Genomic DNA, 14,858 nt, shown 5'->3' with positions numbered 1-14,858 from the left:
ATCCGGGCGTCAGGCCTTCCTGCGCCGCCAGATACGCCAGGTCACCAGCAGCGACCAGACAAAAGCTCCGATCGCGGCCAGGTCCGCCAGAAAGGCCCACCTGCCCGCCCAGTTATAATGGCTGCCAAGGGCCTGAACCAGAAGCCACAGGCACATGGCAAGGGCGATGACGATGGCGACCAGGCGCATCTGCGCCGCATCGCGATCCTGCCCGGTTCCGCCCATGTCCGCCCCCTTGGCCGCCTAGCGGTCCGTTTCGCCGTCCTTCTGTTCCGCTTCCTCGATGCCGCGCACACCCGCCGGGGCACGGTCCGAGACCGGGCGCGCGGCCGATGCCGCCTGCGCCTCTTGTTCGGTCACGCCGGTCGCGTCCGCCGGGGCGCCCTCGGCCGGGCGCGGCTCGTGTTCGGGCGCGGTGTCCCGGCCGGTCTGGTCGTCAACGGCGGCCTTGGGCTTGCGCAGCCATTTGGTCAGAATCGGAACCTCGGTTCCGTCGATGCGCTTGACCGTCTCGCCGATATCGCGGGCCAGCGCCGCGCTGGCGTTCCGGTCGTCCCCCTGCCCCTTCAGGTCGGCCAGCGCGACCGGCCCGCCCAGCGGCTCCGAGGAATAGCGCCCGTTCTGCGGACCCGGCAGCGGCACCTGACCGGCCGAGAAGGCATCGATCAGCTCTTCCAGCTTCTGCGGCGTCAGATCCTCGTAGAAATCCTTGCCGATCTGGGCCATGGGCGCGTTCGAACAGGCACCCAGGCATTCGACCTCTTCCCAACTGAACTTGCCGTCGGCCGAAACGGTATGCGGCGTCGGCGCGATCTTGCGCTTGCAGACCTCGATCAGCGCCTCGGCGCCGCAGATCATGCAGGTGGTGGTTCCGCAAATCTGGATGTTTGCAACAGACCCAACGGGTTGGAGCTGGAACATAAAGTAGAATGTCGCCACTTCCAGTGCGCGGATATAGGGCATCCCCAGCAGGTCGGCGCAATATTCGATGGCGGGCCGCGACAGCCAGCCTTCCTGTTCCTGGGCGCGCCACAGGACCGGGATGATCGCCGATTGCTGACGGCCCTCCGGGTATTTGGTCATCTGCGCCCGCGCCCATTCCAGGTTGGCGGGGGTGAATTCGAAGCTGTCCGGCTGGACGGGCGAAAGACGGCGGAGCATCAGCGGTCAACCTCTCCGAACACGATGTCGAGCGTGGCGATCAGGGCGGGCACGTCGGCCAGCAGATGCCCTTTGCCCATCCAGTCGATCGACTGGAGATGCAGGAATCCCGGCGCCCGCAGCTTGGCGCGATAGGGTTTGTTCGTCCCGTCGCTGACCAGATAGACGCCGAATTCGCCCTTGGGCGCCTCGACGGCGGCATAGACCTCGCCCGCCGGAACCCGGAAGCCTTCGGTATACAGCTTGAAGTGATGGATCAGGCTTTCCATGTCGCGCTTCATGTCGCCGCGGCGGGGCGGCGTCAGCTTGCCCCGCGCCAGCACGTCGCCCGCAGGCTCGGCCCGCAGCTTCTGGATGGCCTGCTTCATGATATGGGTCGACTCGCGCATTTCCTGCATTCGGATCAGGAAACGGTCATAGCTGTCGCCGTTCTTGCCGACCGGAATCTTGAAGTCGAATTCATCATAGCATTCATACGGCTGCGAACGGCGCAAATCCCAGGCCAGCCCCGATCCGCGCGCCATCACGCCCGAATAGCCCCAGTCCAGGGCATCCTGTTCGGTGGCGATGCCGATGCCGACCAGGCGCTGCTTGAAGATGCGGTTTTCCGTCAGCAGCGTGTCCAGATCGTCCACGACCTTGGGGAAATGCTCGCACCAGGCCTCGATGTCGTCCAGCAGGTCGGGCGGCAGATCCTGATGCACCCCGCCCGGCCGGAAATACGCCGCGTGCAGCCGTGCCCCGGAGGCGCGTTCGTAGAAGATCATCAACTGCTCGCGCGCCTCGAACCCCCACAGCGGCGGGGTCAGCGCGCCCACGTCCATGGCGCCGGTGGTCAGGCCCAGCAGGTGGTTCAGGATCCGGCCGATTTCCGAATACAGCACCCGGATCAGGCTGGCCCGGCGCGGCACGACCGTTCCGGTCAGCCGTTCGATCGCCAGGCACCAGGCATGTTCCTGGTTCATGGGCGAGACGTAATCCAGCCGGTCGAAATAGGGCAGGTTTTGCAGATAGGTCCGGCTTTCCATCAGCTTTTCGGTGCCGCGATGCAGCAGGCCGATATGCGGGTCGGCGCGCTCGACCACCTCGCCGTCCAGCTCCAGAACCATGCGCAGCACGCCATGCGCCGCCGGATGCTGGGGACCGAAGTTGATGTTGAAATTGCGGATCTTCTGTTCGCCGACCAGAGTGTCGGACGATCCGTCGTCATAGCTGTTGATGCGGATATCGCCGTCCATGGCCTTACCCCTTGGTCTTTTCGTCGCCGGGCAGCACGTATTTCGCGCCCTCCCAAGGCGAAAGGAAGTCGAACTGGCGGTATTCCTGCGTCAGCCGAACCGGCTCATAGACCACGCGCTTTTCGGATTCGTCGTATCGAACCTCGACATAGCCGGTGGTCGGGAAATCCTTGCGCAGGGGATGGCCGCTGAAGCCATAGTCGGTCAGGATCCGCCGCAGGTCCGGGTGGCCCGAGAACAGGATCCCGAACATGTCGAAGACCTCGCGCTCGAACCAGTTGGCGCAGGGATGGATCCGCACCAGCGACGGCACGACCTCGTCTTCGCGGATCGCCACCTTCACGCGGATGCGCTGGTTCTGGTACATCGACAGCAGGTGCCAGACCACATCGAACCGCTGCGCGCGTTCGGGATGATCCACGGCAGTGATGTCCACCAGGGTCGAGAAGCGGCAGCTGCTGTCACTGCGCAGGAATTCGATCAGGTCCACGATGCTGGACAGGGTCGCGGTCACGGTCAGTTCGCCAAAGGCGACGGTCGCGTCCAGAACCTGTTCCCCGCAGCGCAGCTTCAGATGCTCGGCCAGTTGTTCCAGCGCGTCGATGTCGGGATAGACAGCCATGGCTTACCTCACCAGCGTGCCGGTGCGCCGGATGCGGCGCTGAAGTTGCAGGATGCCGTACAGCAGGGCCTCGGCCGTGGGGGGGCAGCCGGGGACATAGATGTCCACGGGCACGATCCGGTCGCAGCCGCGCACCACGGAATAGCTGTAATGGTAATAGCCGCCGCCGTTGGCGCAGCTTCCCATGCTGATCACATAGCGCGGTTCCGGCATCTGGTCATAGACCTTGCGCACCGCCGGGGCCATCTTGTTGGTCAGCGTGCCCGCGACGATCATCAGGTCGGACTGGCGCGGGGATGCGCGCGGCGCGGTGCCGAAGCGTTCCACGTCATAGCGCGGCATGGACGCCTGCATCATCTCGACCGCGCAGCATGCCAGCCCGAAGGTCATCCAGTGCAGCGAGCCGTTGCGCGCCCAGTTGATGATGTCCTCGGTCGTGGTCAGCAGGAAGCCCTTGTCCTGCAACTCGCGGTTCAGGCTGGCGGTCGCGACCTCTCGATCAGGGCCAGCGGTATGGGATCCGGTCATCACGCCCATTCAAGCGCCCCTTTCTTCCATTCATAGGCAAAGCCCACGGTCAGAACCCCCAGGAACACGATCATCGACCAGAAGGCCGCATCCGACAGTCCCGCGAAGCTGACCGCCCAGGGGAACAGGAAGGCCACTTCCAGGTCGAAGATGATGAACAGGATCGACACCAGATAGAATCGTACGTCGAATTTCATGCGCGCGTCGTCGAAGGCGTTGAATCCGCATTCATAGGCGCTGACCTTTTCGGGGTCGGGATTGCGCACGGCGACGATGACGGCGGCCAGAATCAGGATCAGGGCCAAGGCCGAGGCCATACCGGCGAAGACGAGGATCGGAAGATAATCCTGAAGCAGGGTTTCCACGGGCAAGTTCCCTTGTCGGCCGCGGAAAAGCTGTGGCTGCCCGCGACGGGTTAGCTGAGCGACCGTTTAGACCCGTGGGCCAGCGGGGTCAACGGGCGCAAGCATCGCGGGTGCGTCCCAGCCCATCTTCCGGGTCCGGGCCGTCCCCTATTGCCGCGGCAGTTGCGCGGCGGCCTGTTCGGCGGCCGCCGCTAGTCGGCCGCACATCGCGGCGACCGTCATCCCTTGCCCGGCCGCGGCATCCTGCAAGGGTTCCTCGATCTGCATGGCGCTGACCGTCCCCGCCTGGCCCTTGCGATAGGCGTCCTCGACCATCCCGGCGTCCTGCGGCGGCGGGAATGCAGCGATGACCTTGGCCTGGGTCTGAACCGTCTGCACACCCACATGCCCCTGCGCCGCGCAATATTCCAGGATCCCCTGCTGGTTCTTCGCGGCCGCGATGGCGATATCCGGCGCCGTGTCCTGCGCGACACCGGCGGCGGCAGAGGCCAGGACCAGGGTCATGGCTAGGATACGCATGGAAACCTCCTGTCGGATAGCAGAAGGGCAGCCTGCCAGGCTGCCCCATCATGGTCCTTGGTCCGCCGTCCGTTACAGCCCTGCGGCCTGGCAATCGGCCAAGGTGATGACTTCCATGTTGATGCTGCCCGTGAACTCGTCGGCATCCGCGTTGCCTTCCAGGCCCGTCGTGCCGCTGGCCGGACCGGCGGTCGAGGGGATCGCAGCCGGATCGGGGGCGTCATTGTCGACATTGCCCTCGTTGCCCGTGGTCGGCTGCGCGCCGTCCATGGTCCCGGCATCCTGGTCGGGCATCGTGCCCGAAACCGCGTCGTTGTCGACATTGCCGTCGTTGCCGGCAACCTGGTCGTTCGATCCTGCGGCGAGAGTCCGGCAATGTTCGGCAACGGCGGCCATGTCGGCTTCATTTACCTGCTGGGTGCCGACCATGTTCTGGGCGAAGGCAGCCGAACCAAAGCCCAGGGCAGCGGCCAGGGCGATCGGGGCGGTAAGGGTCTTGATCTTCATGACAGTCCTCCATCTGTTGCGTTTCAGCGTTGAATTGCCAGACCAACACCGCGCACCGCCGGCTTGTTCCGCGCATCCGGTACACAAGAATGTAGGCCGGCCCGCCGGCACCCTGCCCTGCGCCATCGGATCGCGGCGTCCCTCCGTTGCGCTTGAGGCGGCGAAGGGTTATTTCTGACGGAACCGCGACGGAAAGGACATGCCTTGCGCGACCTTCGGATCCCCGACCAGCGACACCCGGAAAAGGCCCACCGCCCCGACCAGGCCCAGCCAAAGAAGCCCGCCTGGATCCGTGTCAAGGCCCCCACCTCGGACGGCTACAAGCGCACCCGCGACATCATGAAGGACAACCGCCTGTCCACCGTCTGCGAGGAGGCGGGCTGCCCCAATGTCGGCGAATGCTGGTCGCAGGGCCATGCCACCATGATGATCATGGGCGAGATCTGCACGCGCGGCTGCACCTTCTGCAACGTCGCCACCGGCAAGCCCAATGCGCTGGACGTGTTCGAACCGGGCCGCGTCGCCCATGCCGTTCAGAAACTGGGACTGAAGCATGTCGTCATCACCAGCGTCGACCGCGACGACCTGGACGACGGCGGGGCCGAGCATTTCGCCCAGACGATCCGCGCCATCCGCCACCGCAGCCCCGATTCGACCATCGAGGTTCTGGTGCCCGACTTCCTGAAATCCCGGCCCGGCTCGGTCGAGATCGTGGTCGAGGCGCGGCCCGACGTGTTCAACCATAACCTGGAAACCGTCCCGGCCCTGTATCCGACCGTCCGGCCCGGCGCGCGCTATTTCCATTCGCTGCGGCTGTTGCAGAAGGTCAAGGAACTGGATCCGGCGATGTTCACCAAGTCGGGCATCATGGTCGGCCTGGGCGAGGATCGCGGCAGCGTCTTGCAGGTCATGGACGACATGCGCGCCGCCGACATCGACTTCATGACCATCGGCCAGTATCTGCAACCCACGCCGAAACACCACCGCGTGGACCGCTTCGTCACGCCCGAAGAATTCGCGGGCTATGAAAAGGCAGCCTATGGCAAGGGCTTCCTGATGGTGTCGGCGACGCCGCTGACGCGGTCCTCCTATCACGCGGGCGACGACTTCGCCAGGCTGCGGGACGCGCGGCTGCAAAAGCTGGGCCGCGCCTGACCCCTTGCAAATCCCCGCGCCTCGTTCTAGGGCGGAGCGCGCAAGGCCCGAGTGACGGAATGGTAGACGTAGCGGATTCAAAATCCGCCGCCGCAAGGCATGTCGGTTCGAGTCCGACCTCGGGTACCAGCCTTTCTTTTCAATCGGTTAGCGGAAATCAACAATGCGCAATGCGCATTATTTCTACGTCAATGTAGCCGCAGTGTAGCCAAGAGAGTGCGGCCTTATGACGTTGCGTTAACGTTTATTCGGGGAGTAGGCGCGACCAACCAAGGATGTGTTTTGGTATCCTGTTATGCCCCCGCCGTCGAATCCGAGGCACTTTGCCCACACGGGGAACCAAATTTTTTCACGGCTCCGTTATCAATTGCTTGAGCGATTTTTTGCTTGTAGCTTGACTGGATGGACAACTCCATTCGGGTAAAACAATGAAAAGACCTGCTATTTTATCGCTATGCGCCGGCTTGGTGTTAGCTGCCTGCACGCCGGTAGAACCACCGAAAACGCCCGCTGAACGACATGCTCGTATAGCAGAAGCCGCGAACCTCGCGTTCGATCAGTGCGGCCAGTTCATGATGGGCGGCTTTTCAGATGCCACTGAACTACGCAGAACACGCGATCAACATCGTCAGCTAGCCATTCAAGCAGGCGCAGACGGCCCGCTTTTCGAAGCTCAAAAGAAAGCAGTTAAAACTGCGTACGACAACCAAGTTATTTGGTCCAATCCACAGCAAGCATGCAATAGCCTAATCACAACCATCGCAAAAGAAGCCTGAGCTTACAGAGGCGGCATAGGTTTCAATGTGCCGCCGACAGCCCATCACAGAACCAAAAAAAGTATCCAAACAGCTATTCCATCCCGACACGACTAGAGAAAACGACCTAAGATTCAAAAACGTCGGAATGATATGCTCGAAGCACGGCAGCAAATAGATTGGCGAAACACTCGCGAATAGCCCACTCAGGAGGAACGAGTTGCTCGAAGAAGACGATGGATACCTAAACGATCTAACGTTAAAAAAAATCGAAGTTCGCGGGTTTAGGGGAACAGACAGAGTAATAGAGATAGACCTAAAGAGAGACGCAAACTTTCTTATAGGTCGAAACGGGACGGGCAAGACCACTCTCATAAATCTTATCTCTGACACGCTCGCATGCCGTTATTCAAACATGATGTCATCTCCATTTGAGGAGATAAAAATAACTTTTCAACACTCTGACAACCGCTATAAACCCTTTCTTACAGCCAAGAAGAATTATGATGAAGACGGAGATTTGATCGAGGTGATATACGAATTCACCGACTTCAAAACTAAAGGACCATCATTTTCATATCCAATTAAATCACGCTACTACCGCCAGGGCGAAGACATGGCCAGATCCATGACACAGCGCCGAATCCGAAATGAGCTGTCCAAACGATTTAAATTGACATGGCTAGCACTGAATAGATCAGTCGGATTAAACAAACCCTCCAGCGAAAAATCAAATGACCTTGATGACAGACTTGAGCATTCACTCCAAAGACTAGGGACATATTTCACAACACTAGACAGCTTGTTCGCTCAAGAATTACAAAAATTTCAACAGGAGTGGTTCATGTCGCTCTTGGTATCCTCACGACGGGCAAACGTTATCCAACAAGTCGCTAGGCTGAATATCCAAGAGGAAGACAAGCAGATACGGGAGATGCTGCGAGGTATTGGAATTTCTGATGCACAATTCTCAGGAAAGGTGGACCGGCACATTACGACAGCTACAAAGATAGCTGCAAACGGATATCGCCCTCCCACTGATGAAGTGATGGGCTATATTGCGGATTTATCGGATATCGCGAGACTTCATCACTGGGTCGAACAGTGGCAAGAACTTCAAGATCGGAAAGTGGCAATCTACAGGCCTCGCGAAAAGTTTTTAGCAATCGCAAGCAGTATGCTATTTAGAAAGCGGCTAGACGTAGACGCCGGCAACCGAGTATTTGTTAGAACTGGAAAAGCGCCGACAACAACAACAAAAGCCAAGCAGAAAACCGTCGCTCAACTCAGGCGAGAGGCGGTGGCAGGCAGGCTGACATATATAGATGAAGTAGCTCTTTCAGATCTATCCTCGGGTGAAAAGCAGCTTCTGATATTCTTGTCAGAAACAGTTCTTCAACTGGGAGAACCGCATGTCTTCATTGCGGATGAGCCCGAACTCTCACTACACATTGAATGGCAAGAAAAGCTAGTTCCCGTGCTTCTTGAATTGAACCCAAAGGCGCAGATCCTCTTTGCCACCCATTCTCCAGACATTGTTAATACATACCAGAATAATGTTTTCTCAATGGAAAAAGTTGCTTACTGATGTTCAGTCGGACTGATAGTGGCCTTACCAACAGGGCTATTTTCACGGGGACACAGTTCACTCTGTACGTGGAGGGCGGAGGTGGCGTAAAGGACGCAGGGTCTCCGGATGTCATATTCTGGCGGCAGATATTTTCCTCACTTCGTCCAGATGTGAGCATAACTATTAAAGCTCACGGTGGCAAACCTGAGCTAGAAACAGTTGCTCGCAAGGTGCTGGCAGGCTCGGTCCAGAACACAATCGTCGCTATGGACTCTGACTTTGACGAATTTTTGGATGAAAAACTTAGTCATGAACATATCCTGTACACTTATGGCTATAGCTGGGAGTCAGATGCATTCAATTACGAGGTGCTGCTTGAGGCGGCCGGTCGCCTTGCACGCCTCGGACCCTTACCTGAGGGGATAGTAAACGAATTCAAAGAACAGTACGAAAATTATTTTCGCCGAATGCTGCCGTACGTGAATGCAGATTTCCGCCTTCGGCAAATGGGTAGCTCGCTTTTTCCTAATGTTGCGCCGGGTAGACATATAAGCAACACTCCAGGAAATTATGCGGTAAATGTCAACATAAAGGAGCTTCTTTTCGCTTATAGACGGGAACTGAAGAAAATTGACCCATCTAGGCGTCGACAACGTCCGAGTGTATACATTATGTCAGCGCGCTGGTTTCTACACGGACATACGCTTCAAGCATATGTCAGATGCGCACTCTCATATCTCCTGCGCCGCGTAGGCCGTGCGATTAACGTGACTGACGATTTAGTTGAGCAACTAGCAATTTCTATATTCGGATCATTTCTATTGCACGACAATTCACACGCCGGTAACCATTACAGAAGATTAGCAGATGCAATTTAGCGTGCTATATCTAATCTTCGGCAATTGCTATGTTGAATGTATCCTTAATCAATAATATGCCGTGTAAAATGTTTGTCTTGCCAGCGGACTGACCAAATCATCATGCGGGCTCTATAAAATGTTAGCCTTTATTTTAAAATTATAGCTTTGCATTCAGCGGACACCGAATACTTCTACATTTATTATAGAGCCTTTTGAAGATAGATTATGCTTGTGTATACCGTGGCGTCTTTGACGCGACCTTTATTTAGCTCGCAACATTACGATGAACAAGGCGCATATTCGGATCGTAATAACCCGTCTTTGACATGGTAGCCCAATAAGGATCCACCGCATCGAATTTGATGAACAGCTTCATCAAATATTCGTGCAAATCCGGCTTCGTCCAGAACAACGATTCCGACGCGTTATCTAGGTTTATTGGACGGTCCACTTTCGCCAGCCCGACAAGTATCGCCCAAAGGTGACGCGGTGAAATAAACACACCATCAAGAGATTGAACGATTGCCTTAGGGGATGCGGGAAAGCCAATGTTCAACCGCGTTGTAGGATCGGACATAATACCCGGCGAAAATGGCTGTCTGATACCAGCGAAGCCCATTCCGATCTCTGTCAGGATTCTTGCGCCGGTAGGGGTATGTATTACATGTTCACGCATTGGTCCGAATTCCTTTCAGAATGACGCGGCGTTTGTACCACTTAACGAACGAGGCCAACTCACGTTCGTAAGCTTCGCGGGCTTCCATTTCGGTGCAGTCTGCATTTAGTCCGACAGAATTCAGCAATGCGACAGTTGGGCTGGATCCATTCATCACATCGATATATTGCTGCATCGGTTCCGTATTAGACTGATAATCACGTAACGCGGCGATTTCCCGACTGTCCAAGTGTTCGAATGGATCGCGCACATCGGCCTTCAGGTCCGACACGAGCCGATCCAGCATTGAAATCTTACGCGCGAGTTTCATTATAGCGACCCGTCCTTGAGAAGCTTTTCTATCTGGGCCAAGCGTTCTTGAACGATCGCCAAAGATTCAACGTTGCGGATCTTTTCAATACCGGCCGCGATCTGCCGCAACTCCGTAGGACTGATGATCCCGGACGACACGGCGTCTAGCAGGCTGTCACTGTCCAGGGATTCCAACTGGACCGCACGGCCACCAGCGGGCAGCAGCGATTTCACGGTGAACTCAACGATCCCAGGGTGCCCCGCCTCCAACAGCGCACGAAGCTGCGCGAACGCCAGATCCTGCAAGGAACTGATCGCTGCCACACTGGCCTTCGTGGCTTTGTTGCGAGTGCCAGGAACGCGGCCCTGCGTCGTGATGAACTTTCCAGACGCGTCACGAACCGCGCTAAATTTAGCGTCTTCACCGGCCATAAATCACAACCTCCGAACCATTAGATTTACAGAATTGAACGACTTCAGAAGTTCTGTAGCGGTTACATTTCCCGTCCCGTTCGACTGGTGGCGGAAAATTTCGCATGTCCCGGTAGTTCTTCAGCGTCATTTTTGTAATTTTCAGTTCTTCGAGTATTTCACGCTGCGATATGGTTTCCTGTGCAGGCAGAAAGACCTGCACAGGAATTTTCAAACCCTTACGCATCCGTTTCACCTGAAAGCAGCGTCCAGGCATCCTTAAGAGGCATCTCACAAACAACGCTGGTGAACTGCACAACCTGTTTCAATTCGGTGCGCATGTCGTCAATCATTTCGCGTTGGTTCGCCCATGTGACCAAAGCAGCTTGAACGTAATCTTCAATTGCATTTTCGTCGGATCCAAACGCAATCGGATCGTTCAACGTGGGACGTTTTACAAACGCTGTTTTCAGGTTATCGCTTGCAGTCAGGTTCGCAGCACGAATGCGATTAAGCGCAGCTTCATATTCATCAGCCGAAAGGCCGAACGCCTCACGTCCAACGCGATGAACCGCATAAATTGATTCAATCGGCCAGTCACGCAAGGCTTTGAGTTTTTCGGCTTTCGTGAGCGGGCGGAATTCATCGCGGACAGCCTGATCTAGAACAGCGTCCTTCACGGGCGGCGGCGTTTCGAACTTTGCGGTGGACTTAGCATTCTTTTCGATACGCTCAACGCCCGCGTACAAAGCGCGGCGATAAAGCGGTACAACGCTGCGTTCAATCTCATCGCGTTGTTTCGCGGGGATGACTGCCGCAGCGTACGTTTCAGCGTTCGATTGCAGCTTGGGAATGACATTTTCAATGGCGGTTGCCAATGCAGCCATTGCCGGTTCGGCTTTTTGCAGCGCATCGGTGAAGATCATTTGCGCGCCGTTCGTTTGGAGCATCAATCCATCAGATAGCCGCACAGAATAGACGCTGGACGGTCCAGGGGTATTGTCGAAGGCGGAAGGAAAGGGAGCGATAGCAACGGCGGCAGTAACAAAGGGGCGGACCATGATTTATATTCCTCGGGTTAATTTATTACCTTTACCCGACAGTAATAACGCCGCTGACTCACGTCAATATAAAAGATCACTTTAGGGGTTGACAGTGTTGTAGTTCGATTGTAAAGGCGCGCGGCGCATTTGATTCGGATAATTGCATCCTAATTGCACGGGTATGGCTACAATGCGGCTACACGGGCCCATTACGTTCTAATTAAACGACCCATTGCGCTTTGAATTGTTGGGAATGGACGTGGATTGCGCAGCGGATCACCTGTCCGATGTGCGATCAGATTGCGCTTCGAACTGTTGGGATTGGACGTTGCTTGTTCAAACCCTGCGGCTGACGCAAACAAGGGTGACGCGAGGTCAAGTTAAGAATTTAAGAGTTGGAGGCAACTTTGCTGCCATATGTTTGAAAAAATTTGTTAGCGGTAGCAGTGTGGTGTTTTTTCCCCTTCTACGACAATCTCTCTCTAACTCTTAAACTCTTAACATTCTCATCTACATCAAGCACTTATAGGTTAATAGTTGCCTTTCAACATTTAAAAATTCTTAACTTTTCGTCCCAACTCTTAACTGTCATCGTCCTAGATTTACGAAGAAAGAACGAGTTAACGCTAACTTTCCGTAAAATTCGCACGACAAGCGAGGCGGGTTAAGAGTTGGGCCTCGCAACTCTTAACTTTTTCAGCACGAAAAAAACCCGCCGAAGCGGGTTCTTTGTCGAGTTTTTCGGAAAGTTAGCGTGACGGCATCTGTCCGGGGATATGAAAAGGAACGACCGTTCCCGGCATGGGCTGCTGTCCTGGCACCGCCGCCACGTCACTGCGCCGCTGCAAGCCGAAGATCATTACTTGGTTCTGGTCGGCTGCACTGTTCCGCTTTTCCACGCCGGGAATGGCAGCAAGGCTTTCTGCAAACCGGGTCCGGCCTATCGACTTCGAGCGTTCCTCTTGTTCCCACAACTTGAAAGCATCCCACATATGCTTGAACGGCACCTTCTCGCCAGGAACATACTCGTATTCCTGATCCACGAACCGGCGAACAGGGTTGATGCGGCCTAGCCATTTTTCCTTTGCCAGATCCGAGGATGGAACGTGAGGGAAGCCGTTCAGCAGCGCCCGCCCGTAGGCGTCCAGCGCGTACTTGAGGATGCCCGGCAGTTCCTGGGCAACGAGCCGGTGACGCAGCGTGTCGTCCCGTTCATCGGCCCGGAACGTTCTGTTCCATTCAATTATGACCGCGCGTTCCATCATGGCCGTGGAATCATCAACGGTTGGCAAGTCGTAGTTGGTCCCGATTGTAAGGAAGCATCGGAATGAGACGCTGAACGGATCCCGCTGTTTGTGTTCACCCGTGATTTTGCCACCCGACACAATAGCCTTGATCACGCCGTCTGGTAGAAGTGCTTTCTTAGGCAAGTCGTCCACGATGTTCAGCAACTTGTTGTCCAACTCGCCTAGCTGGAACCTGTTGTTAAATTCTGACGGTTGAACGTTCGCGGTGTTCTTCTCACCGACAAGGCTTTCCAAGATGTGCATCCAAACAGATTTTCCGTTGCGACCATTCCCCTTCAGAATAAGGAATTTGGCGTGGTCCGCATGATCCATCAGTGCGTAGCCCGCGAGCGCAAACAGCATTTCAATCTTCTGTTCAGCGTCGCTATCATCTCGGAAGCATTCGCGAAGATAGTTTAGGGTTTGCAGGGGTGCGGGCGATGAATAATCATAATGTACGGGAATTTGTGTCGTCCGGTAGAATTCCCGCCTGTGACTATTCAAGAACCACATTCCACCAGTGCAGGAAAGTTCACCGTTGAGACAATTGACCGTGCCTTTTGGACCTGCATTGAACACATGGTTATCAACATGGATCATGTCCGCAAGGACGCCTGCAATGCTTGTGGTTTTTGCCTGCGTTACCGCATTGCCGCCAGCTTTTAGGACATGCTGCGCTACTTTGCGGATCTGCGCATCGTCCACCTTTTGCCAAAGTCCAGCACCGTTGTACTTCCAATAGTCTTTTCCTACGCGTGTTAGATTTTCATGACCAATTTCAATTAATATTCGTTCCGCCATAATGCTATGATCTTTGTCGGTGCTAGTTTGCAGTTCGGCTTGCTTTACATCCTTTAGCGTCCGTTTCCATACCCCCAGCGTCGTGCCGGTCTTATCTGCAATAATCCTTAGAACAACTTCCTGTTCAGGTTCGGACAGATGTACGATTGAAGGAACAAGCGCCTTTCCGGCATCAATATCAGCAACGGAAAACGCTGCGGTTTTTAATTGTTCGATGAAAGGCACATCATTAGAAGGTGCAATTTGATACTGTGATGCGGCGAACATGAAAGCGGCATTCAACGCGACGTTCTGGCGCAAGAGTGACTTCCAACCGACTTCGGTATCCGTGATTGAATCCCAATGCTTCAGGTTGTAGTCGTTACCTTTGGACGCTTGCCCGAAACGTTGGCACCATTGCAACCAGCGATCCCGCAATTCACCAGGATCCGCGATACCCCAACCGGCTTGTTTGTACGCAGCGGTAAAGCTGATGAAATCGGGATGCGACATGCCGTCAACGGGCATGGTTTCGAGCGCATACCAAAGCCATTCCAGGGACGGTGCAGCAAGTTCAGGATCCCCTAGCGGGTGCCGCCCGCCGCCGTCATCAACTGCGTTGACGTGCGCAACGCTGATCGCCAGCAGTTCCCGGCTAACCGGCTGGTTGAACCCCGGCAATGCGTAGCATGTGACTAGGTGCGGTTCGCCCTTCCGGTGATAGAACCCCGGCACCCGCAGAACGCGGGTCGCATCAACCACGGCTTTGTCACCGTCGAACAGTTGCCGCAGCTTGCGTTGCAACAAGCGGTATGTGTCGTTGTTGCGGTATCGTTCCGCGCCGTGTAGCGGCCAGTAAACGTGCGCCTTGCCGGGGCTTGTCTGGACCGCGAACCAGGGCGCGGGGTTGTGCGCAGCGGCCCGCTGAAGGTTCTGCATGGCCGCTAGGTTGTCCAGGTCCACCACATGCGCGCGGATCCCCGCGACGTGTTCTAGGGTCTGTGGGGATTCACACTCGGAGGCTGATGTGATTCATAGTCAGGATGGATCGCAATGTTCTGACGGATGCCCAATGGGCGAAGATTGAGCCG

18 protein-coding genes and 1 tRNA gene are annotated in these 14,858 nt (G+C 56.1%); 5 read left to right on the top strand and 14 right to left on the bottom strand.

The features are described 5' to 3' along the window. Positions 1-9: 9 nt before the first annotated feature. The 8 genes from PARHAE_RS19385 to PARHAE_RS19350 all read right to left on the bottom strand — a co-directional run bounded on the left by PARHAE_RS19385 (position 10) and on the right by PARHAE_RS19350 (position 4,940). Positions 10-225, bottom strand: a complete 216-nt coding sequence (locus tag PARHAE_RS19385) for a DUF5337 domain-containing protein (protein ID WP_126156159.1) — start codon at positions 223-225, stop codon at positions 10-12. A gap of 18 nt (positions 226-243) precedes the next feature. Next, on the bottom strand, positions 244-1,161 hold the full coding sequence (gene nuoE / locus PARHAE_RS19380; protein ID WP_126156158.1) for an NADH-quinone oxidoreductase subunit NuoE: 918 nt from the start codon (positions 1,159-1,161) through the stop codon (positions 244-246). Further along, positions 1,161-2,399: an NADH-quinone oxidoreductase subunit D gene (locus PARHAE_RS19375; protein ID WP_126156157.1), complete on the bottom strand. Its 1,239-nt coding sequence runs from the start codon at positions 2,397-2,399 to the stop codon at positions 1,161-1,163. The genes nuoE and PARHAE_RS19375 overlap by 1 nt, the downstream gene beginning before the upstream one ends. Before the next feature lie 4 nt (positions 2,400-2,403). Beyond that, on the bottom strand, positions 2,404-3,021 hold the full coding sequence (locus PARHAE_RS19370; RefSeq protein WP_126156156.1) for an NADH-quinone oxidoreductase subunit C: 618 nt from the start codon (positions 3,019-3,021) through the stop codon (positions 2,404-2,406). A 3-nt stretch (positions 3,022-3,024) separates the two neighbouring features. After that, on the bottom strand, positions 3,025-3,558 hold the full coding sequence (locus PARHAE_RS19365) for a NuoB/complex I 20 kDa subunit family protein (RefSeq protein ID WP_126156155.1): 534 nt from the start codon (positions 3,556-3,558) through the stop codon (positions 3,025-3,027). After that, positions 3,549-3,914: an NADH-quinone oxidoreductase subunit A gene (locus PARHAE_RS19360; protein ID WP_126156154.1), complete on the bottom strand. Its 366-nt coding sequence runs from the start codon at positions 3,912-3,914 to the stop codon at positions 3,549-3,551. The genes PARHAE_RS19365 and PARHAE_RS19360 overlap by 10 nt, the downstream gene beginning before the upstream one ends. A gap of 147 nt (positions 3,915-4,061) precedes the next feature. Further along, positions 4,062-4,433 (bottom strand): hypothetical protein, encoded by a 372-nt coding sequence (locus PARHAE_RS19355; RefSeq protein ID WP_126156153.1) that lies wholly within the window; start codon positions 4,431-4,433, stop codon positions 4,062-4,064. Positions 4,434-4,505: 72 nt separating this feature from the next. After that, positions 4,506-4,940, bottom strand: a complete 435-nt coding sequence (locus tag PARHAE_RS19350) for a hypothetical protein (RefSeq protein ID WP_126156152.1) — start codon at positions 4,938-4,940, stop codon at positions 4,506-4,508. A 174-nt stretch (positions 4,941-5,114) separates the two neighbouring features. Between PARHAE_RS19350 and lipA the strand changes: the two genes are divergently transcribed. From lipA to PARHAE_RS19325, 5 genes are all read left to right on the top strand, one after another. Further along, complete coding sequence (gene lipA, locus PARHAE_RS19345; protein ID WP_420899424.1) at positions 5,115-6,095, top strand: lipoyl synthase; 981 nt, start codon at positions 5,115-5,117, stop codon at positions 6,093-6,095. Between the two features lie 45 nt (positions 6,096-6,140). Then, positions 6,141-6,224 (top strand) — tRNA-Leu (locus PARHAE_RS19340). Positions 6,225-6,523: 299 nt separating this feature from the next. Next, the gene (locus tag PARHAE_RS19335; protein WP_126156150.1) at positions 6,524-6,871 is read left to right on the top strand and encodes a hypothetical protein; all 348 of its coding nucleotides are present in this window, start codon (positions 6,524-6,526) and stop codon (positions 6,869-6,871) included. A 199-nt stretch (positions 6,872-7,070) separates the two neighbouring features. Then, entirely contained in the window at positions 7,071-8,438 is a 1,368-nt protein-coding gene (locus PARHAE_RS19330; protein ID WP_164555320.1) for an AAA family ATPase, read from the top strand. Further along, positions 8,438-9,298, top strand: a complete 861-nt coding sequence (locus PARHAE_RS19325) for a DUF4435 domain-containing protein (RefSeq protein WP_126156148.1) — start codon at positions 8,438-8,440, stop codon at positions 9,296-9,298. Before PARHAE_RS19330 ends, PARHAE_RS19325 begins: the two co-directional genes overlap by 1 nt. Before the next feature lie 247 nt (positions 9,299-9,545). On the opposite strand, the gene PARHAE_RS19320 is transcribed toward PARHAE_RS19325, so the two are convergent. From PARHAE_RS19320 to PARHAE_RS19295, 6 genes are all read right to left on the bottom strand, one after another. After that, positions 9,546-9,956: a hypothetical protein gene (locus PARHAE_RS19320; RefSeq protein WP_126156147.1), complete on the bottom strand. Its 411-nt coding sequence runs from the start codon at positions 9,954-9,956 to the stop codon at positions 9,546-9,548. Next, complete coding sequence (locus PARHAE_RS19315; RefSeq protein ID WP_126156146.1) at positions 9,949-10,266, bottom strand: hypothetical protein; 318 nt, start codon at positions 10,264-10,266, stop codon at positions 9,949-9,951. The genes PARHAE_RS19320 and PARHAE_RS19315 overlap by 8 nt, the downstream gene beginning before the upstream one ends. Then, positions 10,266-10,679 carry a hypothetical protein gene (locus PARHAE_RS19310; protein WP_126156145.1) on the bottom strand — a complete coding sequence of 138 codons (414 nt, stop codon included), beginning with the start codon at positions 10,677-10,679 and terminating at the stop codon, positions 10,266-10,268. Before PARHAE_RS19310 ends, PARHAE_RS19315 begins: the two co-directional genes overlap by 1 nt. After that, on the bottom strand, positions 10,669-10,905 hold the full coding sequence (locus PARHAE_RS19305; protein ID WP_126156144.1) for a helix-turn-helix transcriptional regulator: 237 nt from the start codon (positions 10,903-10,905) through the stop codon (positions 10,669-10,671). Before PARHAE_RS19305 ends, PARHAE_RS19310 begins: the two co-directional genes overlap by 11 nt. Further along, positions 10,898-11,719 (bottom strand): hypothetical protein, encoded by an 822-nt coding sequence (locus tag PARHAE_RS19300; protein WP_126156143.1) that lies wholly within the window; start codon positions 11,717-11,719, stop codon positions 10,898-10,900. The genes PARHAE_RS19305 and PARHAE_RS19300 overlap by 8 nt, the downstream gene beginning before the upstream one ends. Before the next feature lie 731 nt (positions 11,720-12,450). Then, positions 12,451-14,730, bottom strand: a complete 2,280-nt coding sequence (locus PARHAE_RS19295; RefSeq protein WP_126156142.1) for a phage/plasmid primase, P4 family — start codon at positions 14,728-14,730, stop codon at positions 12,451-12,453. Between the last annotated feature and the right edge of the window lie 128 nt (positions 14,731-14,858).

It is taken from the genome of Paracoccus haematequi, from assembly GCF_900631945.1.
Classification (GTDB): Bacteria; Pseudomonadota; Alphaproteobacteria; order Rhodobacterales; family Rhodobacteraceae; genus Paracoccus; species Paracoccus haematequi_A.
Note: the sequence above shows the minus strand (reverse complement) of the source record. Positions and strands in the feature narration are given on the sequence as shown.

What these genes read in the sequence shown, in the direction of transcription:
- PARHAE_RS19385 (WP_126156159.1), bottom strand. Translation starts at nt 225, where the DNA reads ATGGGCGGAACCGGGCAGGATCGCGATGCGGCGCAGATGCGCCTGGTC.
- nuoE (WP_126156158.1), bottom strand. Translation starts at nt 1,161, where the DNA reads ATGCTCCGCCGTCTTTCGCCCGTCCAGCCGGACAGCTTCGAATTCACC.
- PARHAE_RS19375 (WP_126156157.1), bottom strand. Translation starts at nt 2,399, where the DNA reads ATGGACGGCGATATCCGCATCAACAGCTATGACGACGGATCGTCCGAC.
- PARHAE_RS19370 (WP_126156156.1), bottom strand. Translation starts at nt 3,021, where the DNA reads ATGGCTGTCTATCCCGACATCGACGCGCTGGAACAACTGGCCGAGCAT.
- PARHAE_RS19365 (WP_126156155.1), bottom strand. Translation starts at nt 3,558, where the DNA reads ATGGGCGTGATGACCGGATCCCATACCGCTGGCCCTGATCGAGAGGTC.
- PARHAE_RS19355 (WP_126156153.1), bottom strand. Translation starts at nt 4,433, where the DNA reads ATGCGTATCCTAGCCATGACCCTGGTCCTGGCCTCTGCCGCCGCCGGT.
- PARHAE_RS19350 (WP_126156152.1), bottom strand. Translation starts at nt 4,940, where the DNA reads ATGAAGATCAAGACCCTTACCGCCCCGATCGCCCTGGCCGCTGCCCTG.
- PARHAE_RS19335 (WP_126156150.1), top strand. Translation starts at nt 6,524, where the DNA reads ATGAAAAGACCTGCTATTTTATCGCTATGCGCCGGCTTGGTGTTAGCT.
- PARHAE_RS19325 (WP_126156148.1), top strand. Translation starts at nt 8,438, where the DNA reads ATGTTCAGTCGGACTGATAGTGGCCTTACCAACAGGGCTATTTTCACG.
- PARHAE_RS19320 (WP_126156147.1), bottom strand. Translation starts at nt 9,956, where the DNA reads ATGCGTGAACATGTAATACATACCCCTACCGGCGCAAGAATCCTGACA.
- PARHAE_RS19315 (WP_126156146.1), bottom strand. Translation starts at nt 10,266, where the DNA reads ATGAAACTCGCGCGTAAGATTTCAATGCTGGATCGGCTCGTGTCGGAC.
- PARHAE_RS19310 (WP_126156145.1), bottom strand. Translation starts at nt 10,679, where the DNA reads ATGGCCGGTGAAGACGCTAAATTTAGCGCGGTTCGTGACGCGTCTGGA.
- PARHAE_RS19305 (WP_126156144.1), bottom strand. Translation starts at nt 10,905, where the DNA reads ATGCGTAAGGGTTTGAAAATTCCTGTGCAGGTCTTTCTGCCTGCACAG.
- PARHAE_RS19300 (WP_126156143.1), bottom strand. Translation starts at nt 11,719, where the DNA reads ATGGTCCGCCCCTTTGTTACTGCCGCCGTTGCTATCGCTCCCTTTCCT.